Origin of the sequence: Neomesorhizobium albiziae (genome assembly GCF_900114255.1) — a bacterium.
Taxonomy (GTDB): domain Bacteria; phylum Pseudomonadota; class Alphaproteobacteria; order Rhizobiales; family Rhizobiaceae; genus Neomesorhizobium; species Neomesorhizobium albiziae.
The window spans coordinates 274,838-301,600 of sequence record NZ_FOSL01000001.1 but is presented as its reverse complement, the minus strand read 5'-3'; the positions used below and the strand labels follow the sequence as shown (position 1 = coordinate 301,600).

General features: G+C 63.5%; 24 protein-coding genes, 1 tRNA gene and 1 pseudogene. 17 read left to right on the top strand and 9 right to left on the bottom strand.

Annotation, left to right across the window (positions count from 1 at the left end; all coding sequences use genetic code 11):
* Positions 1 to 169: 169 nt before the first annotated feature.
* Positions 170 to 760, bottom strand: coding sequence for a BA14K family protein (locus F3H98_RS01435; RefSeq protein WP_244621557.1), 591 nt, complete (start codon positions 758 to 760; stop codon positions 170 to 172).
* A 403-nt stretch (positions 761 to 1,163) separates the two neighbouring features.
* Here F3H98_RS01435 and F3H98_RS01430 point away from each other — a divergent pair, with 403 nt between their 5' ends.
* From F3H98_RS01430 to F3H98_RS01420, 3 genes are all read left to right on the top strand, one after another.
* Complete coding sequence (locus F3H98_RS01430; protein WP_149757523.1) at positions 1,164 to 2,276, top strand: endonuclease/exonuclease/phosphatase family protein; 1,113 nt, start codon at positions 1,164 to 1,166, stop codon at positions 2,274 to 2,276.
* Positions 2,277 to 2,297: 21 nt separating this feature from the next.
* Positions 2,298 to 3,008 (top strand): hypothetical protein, encoded by a 711-nt coding sequence (locus F3H98_RS01425; protein ID WP_149757521.1) that lies wholly within the window; start codon positions 2,298 to 2,300, stop codon positions 3,006 to 3,008.
* Positions 3,009 to 3,541: 533 nt separating this feature from the next.
* A complete protein-coding gene (locus F3H98_RS01420; protein WP_149757519.1) occupies positions 3,542 to 4,651 on the top strand; it encodes a class I SAM-dependent methyltransferase in 1,110 nt (369 codons plus the stop codon).
* Positions 4,652 to 4,699: 48 nt separating this feature from the next.
* On the opposite strand, the gene F3H98_RS01415 is transcribed toward F3H98_RS01420, so the two are convergent.
* From F3H98_RS01415 to F3H98_RS01405, 3 genes are all read right to left on the bottom strand, one after another.
* Entirely contained in the window at positions 4,700 to 5,908 is a 1,209-nt protein-coding gene (locus F3H98_RS01415) for an ABC transporter permease (RefSeq protein ID WP_149757517.1), read from the bottom strand.
* Positions 5,909 to 6,194: 286 nt separating this feature from the next.
* On the bottom strand, positions 6,195 to 6,899 hold the full coding sequence (locus F3H98_RS01410; protein ID WP_149757515.1) for an ABC transporter ATP-binding protein: 705 nt from the start codon (positions 6,897 to 6,899) through the stop codon (positions 6,195 to 6,197).
* A gap of 5 nt (positions 6,900 to 6,904) precedes the next feature.
* The gene (locus F3H98_RS01405; RefSeq protein ID WP_149757513.1) at positions 6,905 to 8,194 is read right to left on the bottom strand and encodes an efflux RND transporter periplasmic adaptor subunit; all 1,290 of its coding nucleotides are present in this window, start codon (positions 8,192 to 8,194) and stop codon (positions 6,905 to 6,907) included.
* 265 nt (positions 8,195 to 8,459) lie between these two features.
* Between F3H98_RS01405 and F3H98_RS01400 the strand changes: the two genes are divergently transcribed.
* Entirely contained in the window at positions 8,460 to 9,374 is a 915-nt protein-coding gene (locus F3H98_RS01400) for a PhzF family phenazine biosynthesis protein (protein WP_149757511.1), read from the top strand.
* Between the two features lie 250 nt (positions 9,375 to 9,624).
* On the opposite strand, the gene F3H98_RS30955 is transcribed toward F3H98_RS01400, so the two are convergent.
* Positions 9,625 to 9,777 (bottom strand): hypothetical protein, encoded by a 153-nt coding sequence (locus F3H98_RS30955; RefSeq protein ID WP_188130300.1) that lies wholly within the window; start codon positions 9,775 to 9,777, stop codon positions 9,625 to 9,627.
* Between the two features lie 103 nt (positions 9,778 to 9,880).
* Here F3H98_RS30955 and F3H98_RS01395 point away from each other — a divergent pair, with 103 nt between their 5' ends.
* A complete protein-coding gene (locus F3H98_RS01395) occupies positions 9,881 to 10,807 on the top strand; it encodes a hypothetical protein (RefSeq protein ID WP_149757509.1) in 927 nt (308 codons plus the stop codon).
* Positions 10,808 to 10,955: 148 nt separating this feature from the next.
* Here the strand turns inward: F3H98_RS01395 and F3H98_RS01390 are convergent, their stop codons facing one another.
* On the bottom strand, positions 10,956 to 11,174 hold the full coding sequence (locus tag F3H98_RS01390; RefSeq protein ID WP_149757507.1) for a hypothetical protein: 219 nt from the start codon (positions 11,172 to 11,174) through the stop codon (positions 10,956 to 10,958).
* Between the two features lie 44 nt (positions 11,175 to 11,218).
* Here F3H98_RS01390 and F3H98_RS30950 point away from each other — a divergent pair, with 44 nt between their 5' ends.
* Positions 11,219 to 11,383 (top strand): hypothetical protein, encoded by a 165-nt coding sequence (locus F3H98_RS30950; RefSeq protein WP_188130299.1) that lies wholly within the window; start codon positions 11,219 to 11,221, stop codon positions 11,381 to 11,383.
* A gap of 314 nt (positions 11,384 to 11,697) precedes the next feature.
* Here the strand turns inward: F3H98_RS30950 and F3H98_RS01385 are convergent.
* Positions 11,698 to 11,773, bottom strand: a tRNA-Lys gene (locus tag F3H98_RS01385).
* A 514-nt stretch (positions 11,774 to 12,287) separates the two neighbouring features.
* Between F3H98_RS01385 and F3H98_RS01380 the strand changes: the two genes are divergently transcribed.
* The 5 genes and pseudogenes from F3H98_RS01380 (at position 12,288) to F3H98_RS01360 (ending at position 15,646) form a co-directional block, all read left to right on the top strand.
* Positions 12,288 to 13,328 carry a methionine ABC transporter ATP-binding protein gene (locus F3H98_RS01380; RefSeq protein ID WP_425294805.1) on the top strand — a complete coding sequence of 347 codons (1,041 nt, stop codon included), beginning with the start codon at positions 12,288 to 12,290 and terminating at the stop codon, positions 13,326 to 13,328.
* Positions 13,318 to 13,983 carry a methionine ABC transporter permease gene (locus F3H98_RS01375; RefSeq protein ID WP_149757503.1) on the top strand — a complete coding sequence of 222 codons (666 nt, stop codon included), beginning with the start codon at positions 13,318 to 13,320 and terminating at the stop codon, positions 13,981 to 13,983. The genes F3H98_RS01380 and F3H98_RS01375 overlap by 11 nt, the downstream gene beginning before the upstream one ends.
* A gap of 39 nt (positions 13,984 to 14,022) precedes the next feature.
* Positions 14,023 to 14,798 (top strand): annotated as a pseudogene (locus tag F3H98_RS01370) (MetQ/NlpA family ABC transporter substrate-binding protein).
* A gap of 306 nt (positions 14,799 to 15,104) precedes the next feature.
* Positions 15,105 to 15,356 (top strand): type II toxin-antitoxin system ParD family antitoxin, encoded by a 252-nt coding sequence (locus F3H98_RS01365; RefSeq protein ID WP_149757501.1) that lies wholly within the window; start codon positions 15,105 to 15,107, stop codon positions 15,354 to 15,356.
* A 2-nt stretch (positions 15,357 to 15,358) separates the two neighbouring features.
* Positions 15,359 to 15,646 carry a type II toxin-antitoxin system RelE/ParE family toxin gene (locus F3H98_RS01360; RefSeq protein ID WP_149757499.1) on the top strand — a complete coding sequence of 96 codons (288 nt, stop codon included), beginning with the start codon at positions 15,359 to 15,361 and terminating at the stop codon, positions 15,644 to 15,646.
* 146 nt (positions 15,647 to 15,792) lie between these two features.
* On the opposite strand, the gene F3H98_RS01355 is transcribed toward F3H98_RS01360, so the two are convergent.
* Entirely contained in the window at positions 15,793 to 16,965 is a 1,173-nt protein-coding gene (locus F3H98_RS01355) for a trans-sulfuration enzyme family protein (protein WP_149757497.1), read from the bottom strand.
* On the bottom strand, positions 16,962 to 18,350 hold the full coding sequence (locus F3H98_RS01350; RefSeq protein WP_149757495.1) for a pyridoxal-phosphate dependent enzyme: 1,389 nt from the start codon (positions 18,348 to 18,350) through the stop codon (positions 16,962 to 16,964). Before F3H98_RS01350 ends, F3H98_RS01355 begins: the two co-directional genes overlap by 4 nt.
* A 500-nt stretch (positions 18,351 to 18,850) precedes the next feature.
* On the opposite strand from F3H98_RS01350, the gene osmF reads away from it, so the two are divergent.
* The 6 genes from osmF to ligD all read left to right on the top strand — a co-directional run bounded on the left by osmF (position 18,851) and on the right by ligD (position 26,665).
* Positions 18,851 to 19,762: a glycine betaine ABC transporter substrate-binding protein OsmF gene (gene osmF / locus F3H98_RS01345; RefSeq protein WP_149757493.1), complete on the top strand. Its 912-nt coding sequence runs from the start codon at positions 18,851 to 18,853 to the stop codon at positions 19,760 to 19,762.
* Between the two features lie 250 nt (positions 19,763 to 20,012).
* Positions 20,013 to 21,173 (top strand): ABC transporter permease, encoded by a 1,161-nt coding sequence (locus tag F3H98_RS01335; protein WP_149757491.1) that lies wholly within the window; start codon positions 20,013 to 20,015, stop codon positions 21,171 to 21,173.
* The gene (locus F3H98_RS01330) at positions 21,170 to 22,108 is read left to right on the top strand and encodes an ABC transporter ATP-binding protein (RefSeq protein ID WP_149757489.1); all 939 of its coding nucleotides are present in this window, start codon (positions 21,170 to 21,172) and stop codon (positions 22,106 to 22,108) included. Before F3H98_RS01335 ends, F3H98_RS01330 begins: the two co-directional genes overlap by 4 nt.
* Complete coding sequence (locus tag F3H98_RS01325) at positions 22,105 to 22,851, top strand: ABC transporter permease (RefSeq protein WP_149757487.1); 747 nt, start codon at positions 22,105 to 22,107, stop codon at positions 22,849 to 22,851. The genes F3H98_RS01330 and F3H98_RS01325 overlap by 4 nt, the downstream gene beginning before the upstream one ends.
* Before the next feature lie 403 nt (positions 22,852 to 23,254).
* On the top strand, positions 23,255 to 24,130 hold the full coding sequence (gene ku / locus F3H98_RS01320; RefSeq protein WP_149757485.1) for a non-homologous end joining protein Ku: 876 nt from the start codon (positions 23,255 to 23,257) through the stop codon (positions 24,128 to 24,130).
* Positions 24,131 to 24,142: 12 nt separating this feature from the next.
* Positions 24,143 to 26,665 carry a DNA ligase D gene (gene ligD, locus F3H98_RS01315; RefSeq protein ID WP_149757483.1) on the top strand — a complete coding sequence of 841 codons (2,523 nt, stop codon included), beginning with the start codon at positions 24,143 to 24,145 and terminating at the stop codon, positions 26,663 to 26,665.
* Positions 26,666 to 26,763 lie beyond the last annotated feature (98 nt).

Below are 26,763 nucleotides of genomic sequence, written 5' to 3'. Positions count from 1 at the left end.
CGGCACTCTGGGGGCCTGCCATGGCGGCGCGGCCTGACCCGGATCCCAGCACACCCTACCGGCAAGTTGCGTAGATTCGGTAAATCAACGCGCGGTAAAGGCGCGGAGCGGGCGGGGTCGACAAGAAAACGGCGCCGCGAGGGCGCCGTCAGTCATTTCTCAGCCGGTATCAGCTGTAGGGCGACCAGCACTGCCGGCGCGGCCCGCCATAAGGCTGATAGGTGTTGTCCCAGGCCCGGTAGGAGCGGTAGCGGTTGTAGCACCACTGGACATGGGCGCTGCCGCCGCCGCGATAGATGCGGCGCGGTGCGTAATAGCGCGGCTCGTAGTAGCGGGGATAGTAGTCCGGATAGAAGCCCGGCGAATAGAAGTCGAAATAGATGCCGGAACGCGGGCGGTAGTAGTTGCGCCGGTAGTAGCGGCGGTCATCCCAGCCCCTACGGTAGTAGCGGCGGTCGTCCCAGCCCCCGCGGTAATGGCGATTGCCGTTCCAGTTGCGATTGCCATCCCAGTTTCGGTTGCTACCGCTCCACCGGGGGCCGCCATCGAAGCCGCCACGGCGGCCGCGCCAGCAATCACCGCCGCGCATGCAATCGGAATACCTGCCGTCGCCCTGAACACGGATCAGACTGTTTTCGGCGCCGGCGGCGGGGTTGGCCGCCAGGCCGGCAGGCGCTGCGAAGGCGGGCATCGCCAAGCCGCCGATCATGCCCAAGGCAAGCAGGCTACTGCGCGCCAAGGAGCTCAGTTTCGCAAACATAGTCGTTCTCCAGAATAGAAGACATGACTGCCCAAGCCCGGCATCCGCGAAGATGGATACAGCATGGGCCTACGTCCATGAACGGGGGATGAACGGAAAAGGTTCCGATCCAGCGCAATGCCGGCCCGCAAATGGCGGCGTTCTGCGCTGCGGTGCCCGCGTACCCAAACTGCGCCGCGCTCAGGTTCTCGAAATCCGCCACCTCAGGCCCGGCCCGCCGCTTTTTGATTGAGACGCTCGGTTGTGCATGTCGCCGGAAAGCGCTGACACTTTCGGGCGACATGCATCTTGGTGATGCATGTCGTTTCTCCCGAAAGCGCCGACACTTTCGGGCGACATGCATTGGCAAAGGCCAGGCCGTGGCCCTTGTTTTTGCCGACGCTAGCGGGCAAAGCTCGCGGCCATGTCGCTTCGCATCGCCACCTTCAACGTCGAAAACCTGATGAACCGGTTCGATTTCTCCGGTTATCGGAACCAGCTCAACCAGGACCGCAGCCTGGCGCTTTTCGCCATCAAGGACGAGGCGGAGTACAAGTTTCTGGAGCAGGCGCGCGAAATCTCCCACACCGACGATACCCGCCAGTTGACCGCGCTGGCCATCGCCGCGACCCGGGCCGACATATTGTGCCTGCAGGAAGTCGACAATCTCGATGCCCTGAAGGCCTTCGAATACGGCTATTTGTTCAAGATGGTGGGCGAGGGCTACCGCAACAAATACACCTCGACGGGCAATGACAGCCGCGGCATCGATGTCGCGGTGATGATGCGCGAACAGACGCATCACGGCCAGCCGATCGAATTCGTGCGCATGACCAGCCACGCCCATGTGACCTACGAGGAGTTCGGCCTGCACACGCCGGAACTCGCAGCCCTCGGCAACGAAGCGTATGAGCGGATTTTCCGGCGCGACTGCCTGGAAATTGACGTGAAGATCGCCGGCAAGCCGCTGACCATCTATTCCGTGCATTTCAAGTCGATGGGCTCGCCGCGCAACGGGCTGCCCGGCCGCGATGCCTCGATGCCGGTCCGTGTCGCCGAAGCGCAGGCGGTGCGGCGCATCATCGAGGACCGCTTCGGCAAGGACCACGCGGCGAACAAGAACTGGATGATCTGCGGCGATTTCAACGATTACCGGCAGCGCATCATCATCAGCGGCGACGCCTATGCCGGCTATGGTTTCGAGGTTGCCGACGAAGCGCAATCCAGCCTCAACGTGCTTCTGGCCGGGGATTTCTGCGAAAACCTCGTCGAGCGGCGCGCCGAACTCGACCGCTGGACGCTCTATCACACGCGCGGCCCACAGGAGCGGCACCTGTGCCAGCTCGATTATATTCTGGTTTCGCAAGCGCTGGCGGGGAGGAATGCCGGCGCTGTGCCCGACATCATCCGCAACGGTCAGCCGTGGCGCACCATTTTCCCGCCGGGGCAGGAAGTGGAGCGCTACCCCCGCGCCGGCTGGGACCGGCCCAAGGCGTCGGACCATTGCCCGGTGGCGGTGACGCTGGACATCGGCTGAGGGGCCTCTGAGGACGGAAAAATGGCCTTCGACATACCGCGCAACGTCATCCTGCCGGTCGACGCCGTCGATGTGCGGCTCGACCCGGCGCCGCATCCGCTGGCGTTGGAACATGCCGACGAGATAGAGGCGAACTGGCAACGCGAAAAAGCCGCCAACCCGGCATTCTTCGACGGCACGATGGTGTTGCCCTCGGCTCTGGCCTATCGCGACCGGCAACTGGCCGGGGTCTGCCACGAAATCCGCTTCGCCACTTTCCTTTACTGGCGCAAGCACCGGAATTTCGGCCACGCCGAACATTATTACGCGCATGCAGCGCTCGTGACGGCCGACAACGCGCTGCTGGCGATCCGCATGGGCGCGCATACGGCAAGCCCGCGCGGCGTCTATTTCGCCGCCGGCTCGTTCGAGGCGATGGACTTTCGCGACGGGAGCGTCGATCTCGACTTCAACATGGCGCGCGAACTCGGCGAGGAAACGGGGCTGAGCCTCGACGGGCTGCGGCGCGACGCCGGCTACCAGGCCTATTCGGAGAATTCGGGCACCGCGATCTTCCGGCGCTATTATCTCGACGACGACGCCGAAACGGCGGCGGAAAAGGTGAGGGCGTTCGTGGCGGTCGAACCCGACCCGGAAATCGAGGGGCCGGTGATCATCCGCGGCGCCGGCGACATGCCGGATGGCATCAAGCCGCATATGGTGGCGTTCATGAACTGGCACTTCGGCGGGTGAGATTTGAGGTGATGCCGGCCTGCAAATGGCGGCTTTCTCCGCTTGCCGCGGCTCACGTACCCACATGTACGCTGCGCTCCGGTTCTCGAAATCCACCTGTCGCTAACGCGCCCGTCTTCGACCCTGGCTCGGTCTGACCAGAATCTGAACACCGCCCAGCTGGGCGCTGCTCCTCACCCCAGTGCTCACCCGTAACCCGTTCGACAAGCTCAGGACTGGGAGAGGAGGGCGCAGTCTACCTCGGTATTCAAGGGCCGAAACACATCAGAATGATTACCCCCTATTGCTGAGTTGATGGCCCGAGACCATCTCGATTACGACTGAGATGATACCCAATACCACGGCTCAGTTGCTTAGTGCCCGTTTGGAAACTCCACTGCGGCGGCCAATTGACGGCGTTTTCTGCGCTTCCGGTGCTCACGTACTATACGTACCGGTTCTCGAAACCACCGCCATTTGACTCACCGCAGCGAGTTATCAAACAGGCTCTTAGAAACTTCCGACTGGCGGCCGAGCGAACCAGGGAAGTCTCGATGCTACCGAAGATTGCCGGCTGGGCCGGGTGGGCTGCAATTGCTTTTGTGGTGTTCGCCACGCTGTCCCCGTTAAAACTCCGTCCCAGAATACCTGCGATTGATGACGCGGAATTCTTAGGTATCGCAATAGGGGACGGGCAAATTTTAGGTTTCGCCCTGTTGGGCATGTTGTTCTTGATTGCCTATCCCCGTCACATCGTCCTGATCGCGCTGATCGCTGTCGCGACGCCCGTGCTCCTTGAACTGAGCCAGTTGTTCGTTCAATCCCGCCACGCCAGAATTTCGGACGCTGTCGTAAAAGTTGGGGGTGGGATCGGCGGAATAGCAATTGGTTGGCTGGTCACCAATCGAGGAAGGGTGAACTCACTCCCATTCTCCCGAAACCACGAACCGAAACTCCTGCTGCAGAGTATGCGGCAGCTCTTTGGAGCTGTTCAGCGGAAGAAACGAAACGACGGGATCCTCAGCTTTCTGCAGCGCCTGATTGCCTTGATCAAAAAAAGTGCCGGTTGGCGACCCGATGAGCGTTCAGCGTTTGATCACGAGGCCGGAGTGGAGACTGACGGCGTGGAGCCGCTTTGGGCTCTGGACGTCGAGAGTGAAAATATTGAACACGGGGTGCGCTACCAGCCATCTGACGCGAGCGAAGTCTCCAGAGATTTGGACGCACTGCCGATCCAATTCGAGCAATTTGATTTCATCGACCTCGGGGCCGGCAAAGGGCGGGCTCTCATCGTCGCCGCTGGATATCCATTCCGCCGCGTGATCGGCATAGAGTTTTCATGGCGACTCCAGGAGATCGCGGCCGCAAACATTGCCAGGCTCTCTCCTGAAGGTCGCCGGTGCGGAGAAATCGCATGCGTCTTCGGTGATGCGGCTGACTACGAGTTTGCAGCGCGCGATACCGTGCTGTTTCTCTACAATCCCTTCGACGACTTCGTGATGAAAAAAGTCATCCGGAATCTGCAGGCGACATTCGCGCAGTCAGAGTACCGCCTATACATCATCTATCACAATCCCAAGTTCCCCGAACTGTTCGACGATGCAGTGTTTCTCCAGAGCTTCAGCAGGCGCTCAGGCGGGGCTATCTATGCGATGAAACAATGAGCTGAAAATTCCGTCGCGTTGGCGCTTTTTCGCGCCCTCTCGCCCAGACTATTCGTGCCGGAGCGCGTCGATGGGATCGAGGCGGGCGCCGCGCAGCGCCGGGAAGAAGCCGAACACCATGCCGATCAGCGCCGAGAAGCCGACCGCCAGAAGGACGACGGCAAGGCTCGGCGCAAAAGGGATCGACAGGCTGTAGGACGCCGCGGCGGCGAGGCCGAGGCCAAACGCGATGCCGATCAGTCCGCCGAATAGCGACAGCACGGTCGCCTCGACCAGGAACTGGATGAGGATGTGCTTTTCATGCGCGCCGATAGCGAGCCGGATGCCGATCTCGCGGGTGCGCTCGGTGACCGAGACCAGCATGATGTTCATGATGCCGATGCCGCCGACCAGCAGGCTGACGCCGGCGACCGCACCCAGCATGCCGGTCATCGTAGTCGTGGCGCTGGCCATTGCGTCGGCGATCTGGGTCATGTCGCGAACCGAAAAATTGTCCTCGCCGTCGGGCGCGATGCGGCGCGTCTCGCGCATGATGGTCTCGATGTTTTCCTGGACCCTAGCGGTCGCGACACCGTCTCGCGCGGCGACATAGATGGTGTCGATGTCGCGGTCGCCGGCGATGCGCCGCTGATAGGCGGCCAGCGGCATGATGACGGTGTTGTCCTGGTCCTGGCCGAAGCCGGAAAATCCCTTGGTCTGCAGCACGCCGATGACCTTGCAGCTCATGCGGTTGACGCGGATCGACTGGCCGTCGGGATCGCCGGCGCCGAAGAACTGCTGGCGCACCGTCTCGCCGATGACGCAGACATTGGTGCCGCTGCGCACCTCGGATTCGGTGAACAGCCGGCCTTCGGCGACGCCCCAGTCACGCGCGGTGAAGTATTCGGTGTCGGTGCCGGTGACGTCGGCAGCGACATTTTCGGCGCCATAGACCACGCGCACCGTCTTTTGCGCAGCAGCCGAAACCGCTTTGGCGTCGTCGAGACCTTTGGCCAGCCCCGCCACATCCTTGTCGTCGAGCTGGCGCGCGGTGAAGGAGGTGGAGCCGGAACGGTCCGGCCGCGCGGCGCGCACTACCAGAAGGTTGCTGCCGAGCTTGGAAATGTCGGTCTTCACCTTCTCGGTGGTGCCCGAGCCGATTGTGATCATCGCAATGACGGCGGCAACGCCGATGACGATGCCGAGCAAGGTGAGGAACGAGCGCAAGACGTTGCGGCGCACCGAGCGGAGAGCGAGGCGGACGGTTTCCCAAATCATCGGAGAACCTCCGGATCGAAGCAATCGACCCCCACTCCGCCTCGCTTCGCTCGGCACCTTTCCCCCGATCGGCGGGCAGGGCTATCGCATGTAGGTTCTGCCTTCCCCCACTCCGGCCCTTCGGGCCACCTCTCCCCCCTCCGGAGGGAGAGGAATGGAGCCCGGCATAGCGGCCGGCGTTTCCTCTCCCCCAGGCAGGGGGAGAGGTGCCGAGCGAAGCGAGGCGGAGTGGGGGTGATTTTTCGCAACACCGACAATTGCGCCGGATGTTTGTTTTGCCGGTTCATCACGCCATCTCCAGATTGGACGTGTCGGAGGCGACGTGGCCGTCGAGGAAGCGGATGGTGCGCTGGGCGTAGGTAGCGATGTCGGCCTCGTGGGTGACCATGACGACGGTGAGGCCGAGCTCGCTGTTGAGGCCGGTCAGAAGCTCCATGATCTCGTGGCTGCGGGCGGTATCGAGATTGCCGGTCGGCTCGTCGGCGACCAGCAAAGAGGGCCTGGTGACGATGGCGCGGGCGATCGCTACGCGCTGCTGCTGGCCGCCGGAAAGCTCGCTCGGCGTGTGATGCTCGCGCCCGGCAAGCCCGACATCGGCAAGGGCGGCCATGGCGCGTTCGCGGCGCTCGCGCGCCGGCACGCCGCGATAGATCAGCGGCAGCTCGACATTTTCCGCCGCCGTGGTGCGGGCAAGCAGATTGTAGCCCTGGAAGACGAAGCCGACATAGAGGTTGCGCAGCACCGCTCGACGGTTGCGGTCGAGGCGGCCGGCATCGACGCCCTGGAAGCGATAGGAGCCGGCGGTCGGCGTATCGAGGCAGCCGATGATGTTCATCGCCGTCGACTTGCCGGAACCCGACGGGCCCATGATCGCCACGAATTCGCCCTTGCCGATGGCGAGGTCGACGCCGGCCAGCGCATGCACCTTGGCCTCGCCACGGCCATAGGTCTTCCAGACATCCTGGAAGGCGAGGAGGGGGCTGGCAAGCATGATGGCTACTCGGCCCGCGTGGCGGCGGTGATGACGAGATCGCCCTGCTTTAACCCGGAGAGCACCTCCACCTTTTCGCCGTCGGTCGAGCCGGGCTTGACCTGCACGGCCTTGGGCGCGCCGTTTTCCAGCACATAGAGCGTGCGGGTGCCATCCTGCGCGGCGGCGCGCTGCTGCCGCTGGCCGCCGCCACGCCCCATGCGCGGCATGAACAGGTTCTGCAGGCTCCAGCCGCTTCGTTCGCGCGCCACCGGCGGCTGGAAGCGGAAGGCAGCACTCGGGACGGTGAGAATGCCATCGGCCTCGCGGGTGATGACGGCAACCGTCGCGGTCATGCCCGGCCGCAGCAGGAGTTCCGCGTTGTCGACATCGAGCCGGGCGTCATAGGTGACGACGCCTTCGGTGGTGACCGAGGCGAAGGCGATGTCGCGGATCTTTGCGTCGAAGCGGCGGTCGGGGAAGGCATCGACGGTGAAGCGCGCGGTCTGGCCGGGCTTGACGCCGCCGATATCGGCCTCGTCGATGGCCGCCTTCAGCTCCATCTTCCTGAGGTCGGCGGCGATGACGAACAGCACCGGCGCCTGCAGCGAGGAGGCGACCGTCTGGCCGGGATCGACGGAGCGGGTCAGGACGATGCCGTCGATGGGGGCGTAGATGGTGCTCTTCTCGAGATCGGCCTGCTGCAATTTGAGTTCGGCGGCGGCGATGGCAAGGTTGGCCTCGGCCATGGCGACCGCACTTGCGGCGCGGTCGCGCGCGGCGGTCGCCGTTTCCAGCGCCTGATCGGCGACGAGGCGCTGGTTCGACAACTGCCGGGCGCGCGTCAGCGCCTGTTCGGTTTCCTTCAGCGTGGTCGCGGTGTCGGTGACCTTGGCCTCGGCGGCCTTGGCCGATGCCTCGGCGCGCTCGATCTGGGCGGAAAGCCGCGTCGTGTCGAGCACCGCCAGCACGTCGCCCTTGCCGACGTTCTGGTTTTCGTTGACCGCGACCGAGCGCACGACGCCGGACAGTTCGCTGGAAATGTCGACCTGGGTGAGCGGTTGCAAAGTGCCGGTCGCCGAAACCTCGACGGTGAGGTCGCCGCTCTCCACCGGAGCGGTGGTGTAGGTGACCTTCGGCGCCGACTGGCCGAACCAGAAATAGCCTGCTGCCACTATTGCCACAACCAGCAATGCCGCCAAGACATAGCGCCAGCGCAGCGATTGCCCACGCGCTGGGCCAAGCTTGTCCAACGCCAGTGCTGTTTCGACTGCTGCGGTTTCCTCGGCTTGTGGCTGTTTGACGATCTGGTCGATTGTAGACCCCTTAGGGAGTATTGATATTCAGGTGATGCCGGCCTGCAAATGTCGGCTTTCTCCGCTTCCGGTGCTCACTTACCCAAATGTACGCTGCGCTCCGGTTCTCGAAATCCGCCATTTTCGCCTCGGCCTGACCTGAATCTCAACATCCCGATGCAATAGAAATCCCGTCACCACAGAAATCATGCGTAACGGCGCGGAATTCAAATTAAATTTCGCTCATGTTCGCAATGCGGCAGCAAAGCAGTAGAGGAAGAAATCCATGAAAGGCCGGAACTATGTCGTCTACGACGTCTTCACAGACAGGGTTTTGACCGGCAACCCGCTGGCCGTGGTGTTCGACGCCGACGGGCTCGATACGCCCGCCATGCAGCGGATCGCGCGCGAATTCAACCTTTCCGAGACGGTGTTCGTGCTGCCGCCGGAAAACCAGAAGCATCGGGCCCGTATACGCATCTTCACGCCCGGCAACGAACTGCCGTTTGCCGGCCACCCGACCGTTGGAGCAGCAATCGCGCTCACCGAACGGGCCAGCGGATCCCGCGCTGCCGAGCCGGGCATCTTCGTGCTGGAGGAAAATGTCGGCCCGGTGCGTTGCGCGATCACCGGCGGCAGCAACCGGATCTTTGCCGAGTTCGACCTGCCGCGGCTGGCCAAACCCGTGGCATTTCCGGCGCTGCCGGAAGCGGTGGCGGCTGCCCTCAACCTGTCGCCCCACGAAATCGGCTTCGAGAACCACCGGGTCGGCGCGTGGTCGGCGGGCGTGCCCTACGCCATGGTTCCGGTGCATGGGCTGGAGGCGGCCGGCAGAGCGCGCATGAACGCCGACCTCTGGCTTGAACTTGCGCCGGTGATCGGCGGCATCGTCGCATCGCCCTATGTCTATTGCCGCGACACGGTGAACCACGGTTCGTCTTTCCACGCCCGCATGTTCGCACCCTATGACGGCATCGTCGAAGACCCGGCGACCGGCTCGGCGGTGGCAGCCTTCACCGGCGCCATCATGCAATTCGACCAACCGGTCGACGGCCCGTCGCAATTCTGGATCGAGCAGGGCGTCGAAATGGGTAGGCCGTCGTCGATCCGGCTGGAAATAGACGTGGCCGGCGGTGCGATCACCGCGGCACGTATCGGCGGCAACGCGGTCAAGGTCGCGGAAGGCACGCTGTTTGCTTAGTGTCCGATCCAAAAGTCGCCATGCTGGGCTGCAAATGGCGATTTCTGCGCTTCCGGTGCTCACGTACTCAAATGTACGCTGCGCGCCGGTTCTCGAAAATCACCATTTTCGCCTCAGCCTGCCGATTTTTGATTCAGACACTTAGAGACCATTTGCAAACGGCGGCCAACTGACGGCGGTTTCTGCGCTTCCGGTGCTCACGTACCCAATGTACGCTGCGCTCCGGTTCTCGAAACCTCCGCCATTTGACTCAACGCAGCAAGTTATCAAACAGGCTCTTAGCGGTAGCGGTGCTGTCGCACCAGATCATCTGGTGCAACGCAGAAACGCTTATGGTCAGCGCCACAATTTGCGGCGGATGCTCCAGAGGAGTATAGTTCTTCTCCCGGACGGTGGTGGCCATGAGAAGAGATATTGTTGGTACTCTGACATTCTTTCTGGTTCTTTTGTTGCCATTGGCTGCCGTTGTTTATTTCGATTTCCCCGACATTATCCCGAAACCTGCAATGAATGCGGGGGCGGATGCCGTCGATGTGGCCGAGCAGCCCCTGCAGCTGGGGCGACCGCCGGCCGTCCCGCTGGACGAGTTCGGCACTGAGGTTGCCGGACTGCCTCCGCTGGGGGCGCCATCGCCTTCACCCCCGGAGGAGGCGGCCGAGGCGCCGCGGCCAAAGCCGCAAAAGCTTTTCCCCAAGTCCCAACCGCTCTCGCCGGACACGAGCGGCGATGAGGTGGCCGAACTGCCTCGACCCTCGCCAGATCACAAATCCGCTCCCACGGTCGGGGAGGTCGATAAATTCCTGGCGGTTTTCGGCGACCAGCTGCGAAACCTGCCCGAAGGGCGCGTTGTGCTGTTGGCGCCGAAAACCATGCAGGTAAATGACAAGCGCGAGGTCGAAGCGCGGGTCGGCTACGAGGTGCCGATCGACGTGCTGAAGAAGGGCGCCTCCAGCGGAGAGGAGGCAGGCGAGGGACGGTTACGGGTTTCCGTGGAGATGGCGGCGGTGCTGACCGGGCCGGGGTTTGCGATCGAACCGGTGACGCCCGCGCAACAATCGGTAGCCAAGGGGTTTCCGACGGTGTGGAAATGGAACGTCGCGGCCAAGGAGAGCGGCAGCCAGGAACTGGAAGCGACCCTCTTCGCGATATTGCCGGACAGTGCGGGCGTTCGCCTGCGTATCGACAGCTATGTTCAAACCATCACCGTCAACGTGCGCGAGGAGACCTGGAACGAAACGTTCGGGGCATTTGGCGGGGCTGTCGAATCGGTCGGCAACGGCCTCGACCAGCTGAAGGGCATCCTGGTGACGCTGTTCGGAGCCGGGATCACCGTGTTTGGCTGGCTCAAGCTGCGCCGGCGCAAACAGCGCGCGCCATCGCCACGGGCGCGATACCGGTCGAAACCCGCCGCGCAACAGCTTCGCCAGGGATGAAGCGCAGGCTGAGGTGCAGGCGACAAGCCATCGCGAACGCTCTCATGAGCGGATCTCTAGCCAACCCCTTGACGCCACTGTGCGCGCCGATGGATCCCGTTCCAAAAGGCTAATGCGACTTTCGGGCCGCGGTCTGAAGCCCCAGACTTCATAAAGGCCCCCCACCCAAGCCTACCTGCTTCTCGGCCTGGATCCGCGAGCGCGCGAAGTCGCGTTCAACAGCTATCTGGCGCTCCCTTCTCGTATTTGGGGCTTCATCGGCCTGCTCGCTGAGGTGTTCACGCTCCTGGCGCATCCGATCAGCGCTCGCCTCTTTGCGCTCGCATAGCCGATCGTAGACCTGACGGATCTTGGCAAATATCCTCATTAGCCCAACTCCTTGTCCTCAGCCGGTATCCTGGAGATCTGGGAATGGACGCTCCTCACGTCGGTCAGCAGGTTGCTGTGGCTGTTGTCGAGGCGCTGCAGGATCGCCGCCAGTCGTCGCGCAGGCTGGCGACCTCGGTGGTCAGCCGCTCCAGGTGCATTCCGATGAATGCGCGGGTCACATTCTCTTCGGCCATGGCTCAGATATAGCACCGATTTTGACATTCCGCACGAATCGGCGTGCGCTTCTATCGGCCTGGTCTCGGCGTGGAAGGGAAACCCTTAGCTAAGCTGAACCTCAATGTGTCGGCCAATCGATTTCCGATGGATCGCGAAGACAGGCTGGATGTCGGCATGGCGCGTGTCCGCATCAAGCGTCGCGTCGGTGGCGCGGCCACGATGCCACAAACCGCAGCGCTGGTCTGTTTGGCCGAGTGGACCCCAAAATTGGACCCTTGCCGGCATTCTCAGAGCTTACTGCCTCTACCGACACCAAGCTAAGTATCCGTTTTATTGAGAGATTTTGGTGGGTGATGTAGGGATCGAACCTACGACCCGCTGATTAAGAGTCAGCTGCTCTACCAACTGAGCTAATCACCCACGGACCGCGCGAAGGCGGATGGCGCGCATATAGCCATACCTTTCCAGCCTGTCCACCCCCCTCGACGCGCATTCCGTCGCAGGGGCTGCTTTTCTTCAGCCGACGCACTTATCTCTGGACGGCGGCAGCCTCGATGGGTCGGGCCTAAGCGGTGTTGCACAAGGCTTCCGCCGGGTGAGGGCAACAGCGGTTCACTATTACCAGCGCGGGCGGAATGCTGTTTCGCCAAACACCGGAAAATTGGAAGCCGAGCACATGTGGCCGGCCTGCCGCCTGCGATAGGTTGCACCGACGTTATGCGGTTTCTCGAGAATCCGATTTGTGGCAACGCCGCGCGGATCAGGGTATTCAAGGACGGAAGCAATTTTGATGGACACAGTTTTGGCGGACAGCCCGCCGGTCCGACCGGTTTCGAGCAGGAATGCGACCATTCCCACGGGAACGAAGACGGCTGCCGCGGCAGCGCAGGGCGTTGCGGCCGGACAGGCCGCGGTGACGGCGGCCACTGAGGCGATCGTCTCGTTCGAGGCGGTATCGAAACGCTTTCCCGCAGGGCGCGGCAGTGCGGAAGTGGTGGCGCTCGATGCGATCGACCTTGCCGTGCCGCGCGGTTCGGTGACCGGCATCATCGGGCGCTCGGGAGCGGGCAAGTCGACGCTGATCCGGCTGGTCAACGGCCTGGAAAAGCCGAGTTCCGGCCGCGTCGTGGTGGACGGGCGCGATGTCGCAGCACTTGGCGAGGACAAATTGCGCGAGGTGCGCCGCTCGATCGGCATGGTGTTCCAGCACTTCAACCTTTTGTCGTCGCGCACCGCCTACCAGAATGTCGCCTTGCCGCTGGAGATCGCCGGCGCCGACCGCCGCACCATCGAGGCGCGGGTGACGCCGCTGCTGGAGCTGGTCGGCCTTTCCGACAAGCGCGACCGCTACCCCTCGGAACTATCGGGCGGCCAGAAGCAGCGCGTCGGCATCGCGCGTGCGCTGGCGACGCAACCGAAGCTGCTTTTGTCGGACGAGGCGACGTCGGCGCTCGATCCGGAAACGACGCGCTCGATCCTTGCGCTCTTGAAAAAGATCAACAGCGAGCTCGGCCTGAGTGTGCTTCTGATCACCCATGAGATGGAGGTGGTGAAGACGGTTGCCGACCACGTCGCGGTGATCGACCGGGGCGCCATCGTCGAGCGCGGCACAACCTTCGACCTGTTGAGCGCGCCCCGGCATGAAACGACGCGCGCGCTGCTCGCCGGCCTGCCGAGCCTCAGCCTGCCGGCCTTCCTGGCCGAACAGTTGCGGCCGGAACCAAGTGCCGGCAGCCGCGCGGTGCTGCGCATAAGCTTTGCCGGCGACAGCGCCACACAGCCGATCCTGTCGCGGCTGGGGCAGGCGACGGGTGTCGAAGTCAACATCCTGGCGGGCGCGATCGACGAAATCGGCGGCAGGCCGTTCGGCTCGCTCGTGGTTTCCATCGCCGGCGACGCCGCGACGCTGGCCAAGGCGCAAAACCATCTGGCGGCCCACGGCCTGCAAGCGGAGGTGCTCGGCCATGTCGCCTGAGATTTTCAAGCTCCTCCTGCAATCCACAGGCCAGACGCTCTACATGGTGGCGATCGCCGGACTGGTCGGCTCGCTGCTCGGCGTGCCGCTTGGCGTCTTCCTCGCCACCAGCGGGCGCGGCGAACTCTATGCCGCACCCGTCGCCAACAAGGTGCTCGGCGCCATCGTCAACGCCACCCGCTCGACGCCGTTCATCATTCTTGTCGTGGCGATCATTCCCTTCACGCGGCTGGTCGCCGGAACCTCGATCGGCACAAGTGCTGCCATCGTGCCGTTGACGGTGGCGACGGTGCCGTTCGTGGCGCGGCTGGTGGAGGCGGCGATCCGCGAGGTCGATCCCGGCCTGACCGAGGCGGCGCGCGCCATGGGCGCAACTCCGCTGCAGATCGTGACAAAGGTGCTTCTGGCCGAAGCGCGGCCCGGCATCACGCTGGCGCTGACGCTGACGGTGGTAAGCCTGATCGGCTATTCCGCGATGGTGGGCGCCGTCGGCGGCGGTGGGCTCGGCGATCTCGGCATCCGCTATGGCTACCAGCGCTTCATGCCCGACGTGATGGCGGCGGTGGTGATCGTGCTGATCGTCCTGGTGCAGGCCGTGCAGAGCGCCGGCGATGCGCTGGCAAGGCGCTTCGACAAGCGTTCGCGGCCAACCTGATTTTTATTCTTCCCAAGAGAAAACGGAGACTACCCCATGCTGAAAAAAACACTGATCGCCGCCGGGCTGGCGGTGTTGCTCGGCGCGCATGCCGCGTCGGCCGAGACCATCAAGATCGGCGCGACGCCTGGACCGCACGCGCAGATACTCGAGAAGGTGAAGGAGATCGCCAAAACCAAGGGCCTCGACATCGAGATCCTGGAGTTTTCCGATTATGTGGTGCCGAACCAGGCGCTGAACGACGGCGAGTTGCAGGCCAACTCTTTCCAGCACAAGCCCTATCTCGACAACCAGATCGCCGACCGCAATACGACATCGTCGATGTCGGCTACACCGTGAACTTCCCGATGGGCGTCTATTCGAAGAAGGTGAAGAGTTTTGAAGAACTGGCCGACGGGGCGACCATTGCGATCCCGAACGACCCGACCAATGGCGGCCGCGCGCTGCTGATCCTGGCCGACAAGGGTTTTATCAAGCTCGACGCGGCCAAGGGGCTGAAGGTCGGCCCGGCCGACGTGACCGAGAACAAGAAGAACTTCAAGTTCGTGGAACTGGATGCAGCCCAGCTGCCGCGCTCGCTGGACGATGTCGACGCCTCGGCGGTGAACGGCAACTACGCGGTGGAAGCCGGCCTGCAGCCTTCCGACGCGATCCTGACCGAAGGCGCCAAGGCGCCTTATGTCAACCTGATCGCGGTGCGCACCGCCGACAAGGATGCGCCGTGGGTCGCCACGCTGGTCAATTCCTACCACACGCCGGAAGTGAAGAAGTTCGTCGAGGAGACGTTCAAGGGCGCGGTCGTCACCAGCTGGTGATACTTTCGGCCCCTGGGCGATGACATTGAGGAGCGCGGGAGCCTGGCTTCCGCGCTTTTTGTTTGGGGAGGAGGGGCGGAGAGGGAATGGGTCGACCCCCACTCCGGTTCGCTGCGCGAACCACCTCTCCCCCGATCGACGGGGGAGAGTAAAGGCGGCGAGGTCCCCGCTCTTCCTCTCCCCCGGGCAGGGGGAGAGGTGCCGAGCGAAGCGAGGCGGAGTGGGGGTGCTGAGAGAGGACCTCAGCGTTTGTGTTTTTGACAAACTTTGCCAAAATGTGCCATGCTTCGATACTTGGAGGCCGATATGGCGACGATGAACGTATCTCTGCCCGATCCGATGAAAGAGTGGGTCGAAGCACAAGCCGAAACAGGACGCTACGCCAATGCAAGCGACTATGTGCGCGACCTGATCCGCAGGGACCAGGAGCGCAACGACAGGATTGCGGCCATGCGGCGTTTTGTCGATGACGGCCTGAGGAGCGGCATTGGCAACCGCTCCCGAGACGAACTGTTTGCGGCGGCGCTGGCGCGCACCGAAAAGGCGCACGGCAATTAGGAATGGGCTTCCGCCTTTCTGTTGCTGCGGAAGAAGACATTGTTCGGATTGCCGGCGAGGGCGTGATCCTGTTCGGGCCTGCGCAGGCCAGGCGCTATCACGATGAACTCTTTGCCATCTTTGATCTGATCGCCGCCAATCCTCGCATGGCGCGGGAACGCCATGAGCTTTCACCGCCTATGCGCATCCATCCTTTCAAGGCTCATCTCGTCGTCTATCGTATTGATGGGGATGGCGAGGTTTTCATTGTCCGTGTGCGGCACGGACACGACGATTGGGAAGCTTCCTGATTGCTGCGGACTGTCCGTCGGTGAGCAGGTCGACCCCCACTCCGGTTCGCTGCGCGAACCACCTCTCCCCCGATCGACGGGGGAGAGGAAAGGCGGCGAGGTTTCCGCTCTTCTTCCCCGTAAACGGGGAGAAGGAGGCTGATCCTCTAAGCTTTGAGCGCCTGGGTCAGGTCGGCGATGAGGTCGTCGGCGTCCTCGATGCCGGCCGAGAGCCGCACCAAAGAATCGGAAATGCCGATCTCGGAGCGCTTTTGCGCGGGGATGGAGCCGTGCGTCATCAGGGCGGGGTGCTCGATCAGGCTTTCGACGCCGCCCAGGCTTTCGGCCAGCGTGAACAGCTCAGTGTGCTCGAGGAAGCGCTTGGTGCCGGCGAGGTCGCGGTCGAGCTCCACCGTCACCATGCCGCCGAAGGCATGCATCTGCGCCTTGGCGATGGCATGCTGCGGGTGGCTCGCCAGGCCGGGATAGACGACGCGGCGGACATCGGAACAGCTCTCCAGCCATTCGGCGATCCTTGCGCCGTTGGCGGAATGGCGCTCCATGCGCAGCGCCAGGGTCTTGATGCCGCGCAGTGCCAGAAAACTGTCGAACGGACCGGAAATGGAGCCGATGGCGTTCTGCAGGAACTTCAGCCGGTCCTTGAGGTCGGCATTGTCACCGACGACGACGCAGCCGCCGACCATGTCGGAATGGCCGTTCAGATATTTGGTGGTGGAGTGGACGACGATGTCGATGCCAAGTTCCAGCGGCCGCTGCAGATAGGGGCTGCAAAAAGTGTTGTCGGCGACCGAGATGAGGTTGCGGCGCCGGGCAAGCGACGCCACGCCTTCAAGGTCGACGACACGCAGAAGCGGGTTGGTCGGGGTTTCGACCCACAGCATTTTTGTATCCGGCTGGATCGCCGCCTCGACGGCGGCAAGGTCAGTGAAGTCGACGAAGCTGACCGACAGACCGGCCGAGCGCTTGCGCACCCGCTCCAGCAGCCGGAAGGTGCCGCCATAGATGTCGTCGGTGGCGACGATGTGGGCGCCACTGTCGAGCAGTTCGAACACCGTTGCGATGCCGGCCAACCCCGAGGCGAAGGCAAAACCGGCGCTGCCGCTTTCGAGGTCGGCGATCGCCCGCTCGAAGGCCATGCGGGTGGGGTTCTGGCTGCGCGCATATTCGAAACCCTTGTGAACGCCTGGGCTCTGCTGCGCGTAGGTGGAGGTGGCGTAGATCGGCACCATGACCGCACCGGTGGTCGGGTCGTGGCTCTGCCCGCCATGGATGGTGCGGGTGGAAAAGGCGAGGCGGTTCTTTCGGATCGTATCCGTCATTTTCTGCGTCTCAGGTGGTTGATGAGGTCTACGCGGGTGATAAGGCCGACAAATTCGTCCTTGTCGAAGACGATGGCAACCTCGTTGCGTTCGAAGACAGGCAGCAGCGCGTCGAGCGTCTGCGTCGCCTGGAGCGTGTGCAGGTCGGAGGCCATGGCGGTGCTGACCGCTGCGCCGAAACGGTCCCAGCGGCTGTCATACGGGCCCTCGACGACCGACAGGATGTCGCTCTCGTCGATGATGCCGACCAGCTTTCCGTCGTCGAGCACTGGCAGCTGCGAGACGTCGCCGCGGCGCATGCGGCCATAGGCGGTGAGAAGCGTGTCGTCTGGGCCGACGAAGACGGTGCCGCCTTCGCGGTGCGAACGGGCGACGAGGTCGCGCAGGTCGCCGTGGTGCTCGACTTCCGACAGCCCCTGTTCGGCCAGCCAGAAATCGTCGAACACCTTGGACAGATATTTGTTGCCTGAGTCGCATACGAAGGTGACGACGCGCTTGGCTGTCTTCTGCTCGCGGCAGTAGCGCAAGGCGGCGGCAAGCAGCGTGCCCGACGACGAGCCGGCGAGGATGCCTTCGCGCGACAGGAGATCGCGCACCGCCAGCATGCTCTGCTTGTCGGGGATGGAGTAGGCTTTGCCGACCAGCGACAGGTCGGCGTTGGGCGGCACGAAATCCTCGCCGATGCCCTCGACCGTCCAGCTGCCGGCTTCTTCCATCTTGCCGGTCTTGATGAGCGGCGCCAGCACCGAGCCCACCGGGTCGGCAAGCACCATCTCGGTCTTCGGCGAGACTTTTTTGAAGTAGCGGCCAAGCCCGGTCAGCGTGCCGCCCGAACCGACGCCGACCACCACCGCATCGACATCGCCGCCGAGCTGTTCGTAGATTTCGGGACCGGTCGTGGTTTCATGGGCCAGCGGATTGGCAGGGTTTGCGAACTGGTTGACGTAGAAGGCGCCGGGGATTTCGGCGGCGAGCTTTTCGGCCATGTCCTGGTAGTACTCGGCGTGGCCCTTGCCGACATCCGAGCGGGTGAGGCGAACCTCGGCGCCGAGCGCGCGCAAATGCTGGATCTTCTCGCGGCTCATCTTGTCCGGCACCACGAGGATGATGCGGTAGCCCTTCGGGATGCCGACCTGCGCCAGGCCGAGGCCGGTGTTGCCAGCGGTCGCCTCGACAATGGCGCCGCCCGGCGCCAGCCGCCCGTAACGTTCCGCGTCGGCGATCATCGACAGCGCGATGCGGTCCTTGATCGAGCCGCCGGGGTTTTGGCTTTCGAGCTTGATGAACAGCCGGCATTTGCCGGTGTCGAATTTGGTGAGCTCCACGATCGGGGTTTCGCCGATCAGGTCCAGGACCGAGGAGTAGGGTGGGCGCAAGCGGTTCATTCTTCCTCCAGCGTATGTTGATATTCAGGTGATGCTGGCCTGAATCTCAACATACTGTAATCTCTTGTTGCGGCTCGCGGCGTTTCCCGTTGAACCGTATCATAGGTGATCCGCAGTCACCGGTGTGCGTCCATCCGGACGGCGAAATTTTCGCTGCCGCCGGTGCGGCGGTAGAATTTTTCCTTTCTAGCTGTGCCACTCGTTCGGCAAAGGAAGTCTGGACCAACAAAATGGGTCTCGTTGGAAAACCATTCCGCGTCTTGCTGAGGCCGTGTCGGCCTGACCGGAATCTCAACACTCCCTAGCGCCTCCACTCCTGTCAGGATGGCGCCAGCACGGCCATTGCCCGGTGGCGACGAGGCGATATATGGACGGGAGCCGATGACCGGAACGGTGGAATATTTTCTTGCACGATGCGGCGAATATGAAACCGGATGCCCCGACTGGCACGCGTTTTTCTGGTCAAACCACGTCGCAGTCTCAAGCAAAGGAAATCCCCCATGTCACTGAAAAACAACCTGATCGGCGCCGTGCTGGCGCTAGGGTTCAGCGCGGGTGCGGCCGATGCGCAGGTCGTCGTTTCGTCGAAGATCGATACGGAGGGCGGTGTGCTCGGCAACATCATCCTTTCCGTGCTGAACGCCAACGGCGTCCCCGCCACCGATCGCGTCCAGTTCGGTACTACGCCGGTGTTACGTACGGCGCTCATCGCCGGTGAGATCGACATCTATCCCGAATACACAGGCAATGCGGGCTTCTTCTTCGAGAAGGCCGACGACCCGGTATGGAAGGATGCGGCCAAGGGTTACGAGACCGCGAAGAAGCTCGACTACGACGCCAACAAGATCGTCTGGCTGCAGCCTTCGCCCGCCAACAACACCTGGGCGATCGCGCTGCGCAAGGACGTGACCGAAGCCAACAAGCTGGCGACGCTGTCGGACTTCGGCAAATATGTTTCCGGCGGCGGGCAAGTGGTGCTTGCGGCCTCGTCCGAGTTCGTAAATTCGGCCGCCGCCCTGCCGGCCTTCCAGACGGCCTACGGCTTTAGGCTGAAGCCAGAGCAACTGATCACGCTGTCTGGCGGCGATACGGCCGCGACGATTGCGGCTGCGGCCAACCAGACCAACGGCGCCAACGCCGCGATGGTCTATGGCACCGATGGCGGCATCGCGCCGTCAGGACTCGTCGTTCTGGAAGACGACAAGAGCGTGCAGCCGGTCTACCAGCCGGCGCCGATCATCCGCGAGGCGGTGCTGAAGGAGCATCCGCAGATCGAGACGCTGTTGAAGCCGGTGTTCGAAAAGCTCGACCTGGTCACGCTGCAGGAACTCAACGGCCGCGTGCAGGTGGGCGGCGAGCCGGCCAAGGCGGTGGCCGAGGACTTTTTGAAGAAGAACGGGTTTTTGAAGTAGGCGTGTCGACTTCTTCGATCATGGCAAGAAATGGGGTGGGCGCTTTACGGCGCCCCCCTCTGTCCTGCCGGACATCTCCCCCTCAAGGGGGGAGATTACGCCTTCATTTTCGCCCCCGCCAACTGCCAGCGTTGAAAGGTGAACGGCGAGGTTGCTGCCGTTTGATCTCCCCCCTTGAGGGGGAGATGTCCGGCAGGACAGAGGGGGGCGCGAAGGAATGGGGCGTATCTCGTAACCGCGAGACAACTCAATGACCCTGCGGCTCGACAAGCTGGGGGTCGTGATCGCCGCGATCGTCGCTTATGGCGCGCTGGCGGCGCCCTTTGCCACGTTCCGGGCCAACCGCATCATGTCCGGCGAAGCGCGTGGCATTCTTGAAGCCTTGCCCGGCTGGGCTGGCGTGCTGCTTCTCTTCATCCTCGCCATTGCCGGCATCGCCGCGTTGATCAAAACACCGGCGCTGGTGCGGCTGGGGGCTGCGGCGGCAGCGCTCGTCGCGCTGGCGGTGCTGATCGGGGTTGCCGCACTGCACCTGACGCCCGAGGGCAACAGTTTTGCGCGGGTGTCTCCGGCATCCGGTTTCTGGCTCATGCTTTTTGCCTTCGCGCTCGCCGCCGCCGATGCGCTGACCCGGCTGCAACTGACGCCGCTTGCCCGCATCGGCGCGCTGGCGATCGTTGTGGCCGCCATATGGCTTCTGCTCGCGTTGGGTGGCTGGGACGGGCTGTCGATCCTGAAGGAATACGCCAACCGCGCCGACAGTTTCTGGGCGGAGGCGGGCAAACATGTCACGCTGGCGCTCGGCTCGCTGGCGGCCGCCATCGTTGTCGGCATTCCGCTCGGTGTTCTCTGCCACCGTGTCGACGGATTGCGCGACGCGGTGCTGAACGTGCTCAACATGGTGCAGACCATCCCGTCGATCGCGCTGTTCGGGCTATTGATCGCGCCGCTCGGATGGATCGCCCTCAACGTGCCGGGGGCGGCGGCAATCGGCATCCGCGGCATCGGCACCGCACCCGCCTTCGTCGCGCTGTTCCTGTATTCGCTGCTGCCGGTGGTGGCCAACACCGTGGTTGGACTGGGTGGCGTTCCCCGCGCGGCCAACGACGCGGCGCGCGGCATGGGCATGACCGATGGCCAGCGGCTGTTCAAGGTCGAATTCCCGCTCGCCTTCCCGGTTATCCTGACCGGCATCCGCATCGTGCTGGTGCAGAATATAGGGCTCGCGACCATCGCCGTGCTGATCGGCGGCGGCGGGTTCGGCGTCTTCGTGTTCCAGGGCATTGGTCAGACGGCTATGGACCTGGTGCTGCTCGGCGCGGTGCCGACCGTGGCGCTGGCGTTCGCGGCTGCCGTCATTCTCGACGCGACAATCGAACTCGCAGAGAGAGCCAAAGGCGGGGTGGCATGATCGAGATCGAAAACCTCACCAAGCGCTACGCCGATACTGCGGTGGTGGACAATGTTTCGCTGACGATCGAGCCGCGTACGGTGGCGGCCATCGTCGGCACCTCGGGCTCCGGCAAGACGACGCTCCTCAGGATGATCAACCGGCTGGTCGAGCCGACCTCGGGCATCGTCAAGCTCGACGGTGTCGACAACCGCGCGCTGCCGGGCCATGAGCTGCGCCGCAGCATCGGCTACGCGATCCAGGGGCACGGGCTGTTTCCACACCGCACGGTGGCCGAAAACATCGCCACGGTGCCGGCGCTGCTGGGCTGGGACAAGGCGCGGATTTCTGCCCGTGTCGACGAGTTGCTGACGCTGTTCCAGCTCGACCCCGCCGATTTCGGGCCGCGTTATCCGCACGAACTGTCGGGCGGCCAGCAGCAGCGCGTCGGCGTGGCGCGGGCGCTTGCCGCCGAACCCAATGTGCTTCTGATGGACGAGCCGTTCGGCGCGCTCGACCCGATCATCCGCGCCAAGGCGCAGGAAGACCTGCTGGCAATCCAGAAACGTTTCGGCACGACGATCATCCTGGTGACCCATGACATGGAGGAGGCGATCCACCTTGGCGACAAAATCGCGGTGATGGACGCCGGCAAACTGGTGCAATACGCGGCGCCGGCGGAAATCCTGGCGCGGCCGGCGACCGAATTCGTCGAGACGCTGATCGGCACCGGCGAGCGGCCGTTCAAGCTTCTGTCGCTGGAGGCGGTCAGCGAGGCGGTGGAGCCGGGCAGGGCGCAAGGCGAGGCGATCCCCGCCACTGCGACACAGCGCGACGCGCTGGCCGAACTGCTGTGGTCGGGCAGGCAGGCACTGCCGGTGAAAGGCGAGGACGGCGCCGATCTTGGCAAGGTGACGGTGAAAGGCCTGGTCAAGCGCGCGGCGAGGCCGGCATGAGGCTTTGGCTGCCGACGCTGCTTCGGCTGGTTGCGCTGGTGCTGCTGGTGGCGTTCATCGTCGAGCCGCAATGGTTCGAGCCTATCTTCAAGCCGCTGACGGAGAACAACGCGCCGGCGATCTACAACCAGGGCAGCCTTTTGTCGCTGACGGTCCAGCATTTGCAGATCGTGGCGCTGGCGACGCTTGCCGCGATTGTCGTGGCGGTGGCTCTCGCCATCCTGGTGACGCGGCCGTTCGGGGCCGAGTTCCTGCCGCTGTCGCGCAGCCTGGTCAATATCGGCCAGACCTTTCCGCCGGTGGCGGTGCTGGCGCTGGCCGTGCCGGCGGTGGGTTTCGGCGAAAAGCCGACGCTGATCGCACTGTTTCTCTATGGCTTGCTGCCGATCTTCGAGAATTCACTGACCGGCCTGACGACGCTGCCGCAGCCGGTGGTCGAGGCGGCGAGGGGCGTCGGCATGACCGGCTGGCAGCGGCTCATGAAGGTGGAACTGCCGCTGGCGCTGCCGGTGATCCTGGCCGGCGTCAGGCTTTCGGTGGTGATCAGCCTCGCCACCGCAACCATCGGCTCGACAGTGGCGGCAAAGACGCTGGGCGAGGTGATCATCGCCGGGCTCTTTTCCAACAACCTGGCGTTCGTACTCCAAGGCGGCCTGATCGTGGCCGTGCTGGCGGTGCTGATCCACGATGCGCTCAGTGCGCTGGAGCGGTTCGCGGCGCGGCGGACGGGGCGGGCTGTGTAGTTTTGTAGTTCAGAGAATTGCCCCTCATCCCCCTGCCGGGACTTTCTCCCCGCACGCGGGGCGAAGGGGGCTGGCCGCAACGTCGGCGCCATCGAAAAAAATCGAAAATAATTTTGAGTTGTCGTGGAACCTTTCTTCGGACGGCGCATTCTTGTGGTCTACGGCGGGCGATCCCACCCCCCACCCCATGCCCGCCGTTCTCACTCAGCCGACCGCAAGGTCGGCTTTTTCTTTGCGCAAGGTCCAGGGAACCCGTTCTTGCAGCCGGCGTTACGCCCAGAGCGGTTCGCGATTTTCATGGAATCGTGAAGCCGTTCCAGTTTCGTCGCGTTTCCCTACCGGAAAACCGCCACGCACTTTTCCTGGAAACGCTCTCGTGTGCGAGGGGATGAAGGGATTTACCATGGCTTCGCGTCCCGCCTGGAAAGGCTATCTGAAACTGTCGCTGGTGACCTGCGCGGTCGAACTGTTCAACGCCACGACCCACACCGAAAAAGTCTCGTTCCGCATCCTCAACCGCGCCACCGGCCACACGGTGCGGCGCATCTATGTCGACGACACGACCGGCAAGCCGGTGGACGACGAGAACGAGGTGAAGGGCTACGAGATCGGCAAGGACGAATACCTGCTGGTCGAGGAAGACGAGATCGAGGCGGTGCAGATCGAGTCCTCGCACACGCTCAACGTCGAGGGTTTCGTCCAGAAATCCGAGATCGAGCAGATCTACCTCGATACGCCCTATTACCTGGCGCCGGCCGACGAGGTCGCGCAGGAGGCGTTCGCCGTCATCCGCAAGGCGCTGGCGGAGAAGAAGATGGCGGGACTGGCGCGCATCGTGCTTTACCGGCGCGAACGGCCGGTGGTGGTGGAGGCGCTGGGCAAGGGCATGCTTCTGACCACGCTGCGTTACGACAACACCGTGCGCCGGCCAGAAACCGTGTTCGACGACGTGAAGGACCCGAAGCTCGACGACGAGATGATCGAACTGGCGGCGCACGTCATCGACAAGAAGAAGAGCAAGTTCGATCCGTCGAAATTCGAGGATCGCTACGAGAACGCGCTGCTGGAACTGATCAAGGCCAAGCAGAAGGGCAAGAAACCGCCGGTCGCCACGCCGGAACCTAAGCCTTCGAACGTTGTCGACCTGTTCGATGCGCTGAAGAAGAGCCTCGCCTCAGAGGGCGGCAAGGCGCCGGCAAAAGGCGCGAAGGCGGCGGCAAAGCGCAGCATCGCAAAGAATGCGTCGTCGGACGCGCCCAAGAAACGCAAATCGGCGTAGGGCCGGCGCGCCATGGCCAACCTCGAACAATACCGCGCCAAGCGCGACTTCAAGGTGACCCGCGAACCGTCCGGCAAGGCGGCGAGAGCGAGGTCGAAAACGGCAGGCGGCATCTTTGTCATCCACAAGCATGACGCGACACGGCTGCACTACGATCTCAGGCTCGAACATGGCGGCGTGCTGTGGAGCTGGGCGGTGACGCGCGGCCCGAGCCTCGATCCTTCCGAAAAGCGGCTTGCCGTGCATGTCGAGGATCATCCGATCGACTATGGCTCGTTCGAGGGCAACATCCCCAAAGGCCAGTACGGCGCCGGCGCGGTGATCGTCTGGGACGAGGGGAGCTGGGAACCGGAAGGCGACCCGGCGGCCGGCATGAAGAAGGGGCATCTGAGCTTCACGCTCAAGGGCAACAAGCTGAACGGCGCCTGGCACCTGGTGCGCCTGAAACGCCGTCCCAAGGAAAAGCGGGACAACTGGCTGCTGATCAAATCCGACGACGCGTTCGCCAGCCGCAAGGGCGACATACTCGAAGACGCGCCGCAATCGGTGAAGTCGGGTTTGAGTATCGAGGATATCGCGGAAGGCAAGCGGCAGGCGAAGGCGAAGCCGGTCAAGGCGAGGGCGAAGCCGGGCGCCGGCACAAGGAAGCCGGCAAAATCGAAGGCAAAAATGCCGGGCTTTGTTGCGCCCTGCCTGGCGCGGCTGCAGGACAAACCGCCAGCCGGCAACGAATGGGTGCATGAGGTGAAGTTCGACGGCTACCGCATGCAGGCGCATGTGGACGGCGGCGCGGTGAAGCTCCACACCCGCACCGGGCTCGACTGGACGGCCAAATTCGGCAAGGCGATCGCAGACACGCTTGCCAGCCTCGATCTCGACCAGGCGATCATCGACGGCGAGATCGTGGTGCTGGGCGACAATGGCGTCTCGGCATTCTCCGAACTGCAGCTTGCGCTTTCCGAAAAGCGCACAGAGCGCATGACCTTCTACGTGTTCGACCTCCTTTTCCTCGATGGCGAGGATCTGCGCGCCGAACCGCTGGTCGACCGCAAGGAGCGGCTGCGCGACCTGCTGGAGGGCAGCGACGAGGAAGGGCCGGTTCGCTACAGCGAGCATTTTTCGGAGCCGGGCAAGACGATGCTTTCGCATGCCTGCCGGATGGGGCTGGAAGGCGTCGTCTCCAAACGCGCCGACGCATCCCATTCGAGTGGCCGCGGCCATGACTGGATCAAGTCCAAATGCACGCTGCGGCAGGAGTTCGTCATTGCCGGCTATCTGCCCTCGCAAGCGGCGGGCAGGGGGCTTCGCTCGCTGGTCGTCGCTTATCACGAGGACGGCGCGCTGAAATCGGCCGGGCGGGTCGGCACCGGCTTTGCCGGCAACGCCACCAGCGACCTCAGGAAGAAGCTCGACGCCATCCGCGCGGACGCCTCCGCGTTCGAAGGCACTGCGGCCAGGGAAAAGGGCGTGGTGTGGGTGAAGCCGCAACTCGTTGCCGAAATCGAGTTCCGTTCCTGGACAAGGGGCGGTAGCATCCGCCACGCTTCATTCCAGGGCTTGCGCGAAGACAAGCCGGCAGAGGAGGTCGTCGTGGAAAAACCGGAACCGGCAAGCAAGCCGAAAACCGCAGCCAAGACCGGCGCTGCCGCCAAGCCAAAGCCGGTGGCTGCCGCGGCGGAGACTTCGGTGCAGCTTTCCAGCCCTGACAAGAAGCTGTGGCCCGACGAGGGCGTGACCAAGCAGCAACTGCTCGATCATTATGCGGCGGTGTGGCCACGCATGCGCGACTATGTGGTCAACCGGCCGCTGGCGCTGGTGCGCGCGCCTGACGGCATCAAGGGGCAGCGCTTCTTCCAGAAGCACGCCATGCCCGGCATGCACAAATCGATCTTCAAATCGAACGATCCGGAGGACAATGAGGAGTTCCTGTTCGTCCGTGATTTCGACGGCATTGCCGGACTGGTGCAGCTCGGCGTTGTCGAGATCCACATCTGGGGGGCGACGGTCGACAAGATCGCCACGCCCGACCAGATCGTGTTCGACCTCGATCCGGACGAGGGGCTGGGCGTCGAGGAGGTGCGCGCCGCGACACTCGACGTGAAGGAACGGCTCGACGATCTTGGCCTGCCGAATTTCCTGAAGACATCCGGCGGCAAGGGTTTCCATGTCGTGGTGCCGCTGAAGCCCAAGGCCGACTGGGCGACGGTGAAAACCTTCTCGCATGATTTTGCCCGCGCCATGGAGCAGACCGATCCGAAGCGCTACACGGCCACACTTTCAAAGAAGGCGCGGCAGGGCCGGGTGTTCATCGACTATCTGCGCAATGGCCGCGGCTCGACCACGGTGGTGGCCTATTCCAGCCGCGCCAAGACGGGCGCTACGGTCTCCATGCCGGTACCGTGGGAGGCGCTCGACGGCCTATCGCCGGCGGCGTTCAAGATCGGCGACAAGGCGCTGGTAAAGGCTCTGGCGGCGGACGATCCGTGGAAGGATTATGAAAAGCGCCGCAAGCTTCTGGCGCTGAACGGCGGGTAGGGGTTTTTAAGGTGCAGGCGAAGCTGAGGTCTGCACCGTTCCCACATGGCGCAAACGTCACGGCATGGATCCCCGGGTCTGCGCGACGGCCTTCGGCC

What these genes read in the sequence shown, in the direction of transcription:
- F3H98_RS01435 (WP_244621557.1), bottom strand. Translation starts at nt 760, where the DNA reads ATGTTTGCGAAACTGAGCTCCTTGGCGCGCAGTAGCCTGCTTGCCTTG.
- F3H98_RS01430 (WP_149757523.1), top strand. Translation starts at nt 1,164, where the DNA reads ATGTCGCTTCGCATCGCCACCTTCAACGTCGAAAACCTGATGAACCGG.
- F3H98_RS01425 (WP_149757521.1), top strand. Translation starts at nt 2,298, where the DNA reads ATGGCCTTCGACATACCGCGCAACGTCATCCTGCCGGTCGACGCCGTC.
- F3H98_RS01420 (WP_149757519.1), top strand. Translation starts at nt 3,542, where the DNA reads ATGCTACCGAAGATTGCCGGCTGGGCCGGGTGGGCTGCAATTGCTTTT.
- F3H98_RS01415 (WP_149757517.1), bottom strand. Translation starts at nt 5,908, where the DNA reads ATGATTTGGGAAACCGTCCGCCTCGCTCTCCGCTCGGTGCGCCGCAAC.
- F3H98_RS01410 (WP_149757515.1), bottom strand. Translation starts at nt 6,899, where the DNA reads ATGCTTGCCAGCCCCCTCCTCGCCTTCCAGGATGTCTGGAAGACCTAT.
- F3H98_RS01400 (WP_149757511.1), top strand. Translation starts at nt 8,460, where the DNA reads ATGAAAGGCCGGAACTATGTCGTCTACGACGTCTTCACAGACAGGGTT.
- F3H98_RS30955 (WP_188130300.1), bottom strand. Translation starts at nt 9,777, where the DNA reads ATGGCCACCACCGTCCGGGAGAAGAACTATACTCCTCTGGAGCATCCG.
- F3H98_RS01395 (WP_149757509.1), top strand. Translation starts at nt 9,881, where the DNA reads ATGAATGCGGGGGCGGATGCCGTCGATGTGGCCGAGCAGCCCCTGCAG.
- F3H98_RS01390 (WP_149757507.1), bottom strand. Translation starts at nt 11,174, where the DNA reads ATGAGGATATTTGCCAAGATCCGTCAGGTCTACGATCGGCTATGCGAG.
- F3H98_RS30950 (WP_188130299.1), top strand. Translation starts at nt 11,219, where the DNA reads ATGGACGCTCCTCACGTCGGTCAGCAGGTTGCTGTGGCTGTTGTCGAG.
- F3H98_RS01375 (WP_149757503.1), top strand. Translation starts at nt 13,318, where the DNA reads ATGTCGCCTGAGATTTTCAAGCTCCTCCTGCAATCCACAGGCCAGACG.
- F3H98_RS01365 (WP_149757501.1), top strand. Translation starts at nt 15,105, where the DNA reads ATGGCGACGATGAACGTATCTCTGCCCGATCCGATGAAAGAGTGGGTC.
- F3H98_RS01360 (WP_149757499.1), top strand. Translation starts at nt 15,359, where the DNA reads ATGGGCTTCCGCCTTTCTGTTGCTGCGGAAGAAGACATTGTTCGGATT.
- F3H98_RS01355 (WP_149757497.1), bottom strand. Translation starts at nt 16,965, where the DNA reads ATGACGGATACGATCCGAAAGAACCGCCTCGCCTTTTCCACCCGCACC.
- F3H98_RS01350 (WP_149757495.1), bottom strand. Translation starts at nt 18,350, where the DNA reads ATGAACCGCTTGCGCCCACCCTACTCCTCGGTCCTGGACCTGATCGGC.
- osmF (WP_149757493.1), top strand. Translation starts at nt 18,851, where the DNA reads ATGTCACTGAAAAACAACCTGATCGGCGCCGTGCTGGCGCTAGGGTTC.
- F3H98_RS01335 (WP_149757491.1), top strand. Translation starts at nt 20,013, where the DNA reads ATGACCCTGCGGCTCGACAAGCTGGGGGTCGTGATCGCCGCGATCGTC.
- F3H98_RS01330 (WP_149757489.1), top strand. Translation starts at nt 21,170, where the DNA reads ATGATCGAGATCGAAAACCTCACCAAGCGCTACGCCGATACTGCGGTG.
- F3H98_RS01325 (WP_149757487.1), top strand. Translation starts at nt 22,105, where the DNA reads ATGAGGCTTTGGCTGCCGACGCTGCTTCGGCTGGTTGCGCTGGTGCTG.
- ku (WP_149757485.1), top strand. Translation starts at nt 23,255, where the DNA reads ATGGCTTCGCGTCCCGCCTGGAAAGGCTATCTGAAACTGTCGCTGGTG.
- ligD (WP_149757483.1), top strand. Translation starts at nt 24,143, where the DNA reads ATGGCCAACCTCGAACAATACCGCGCCAAGCGCGACTTCAAGGTGACC.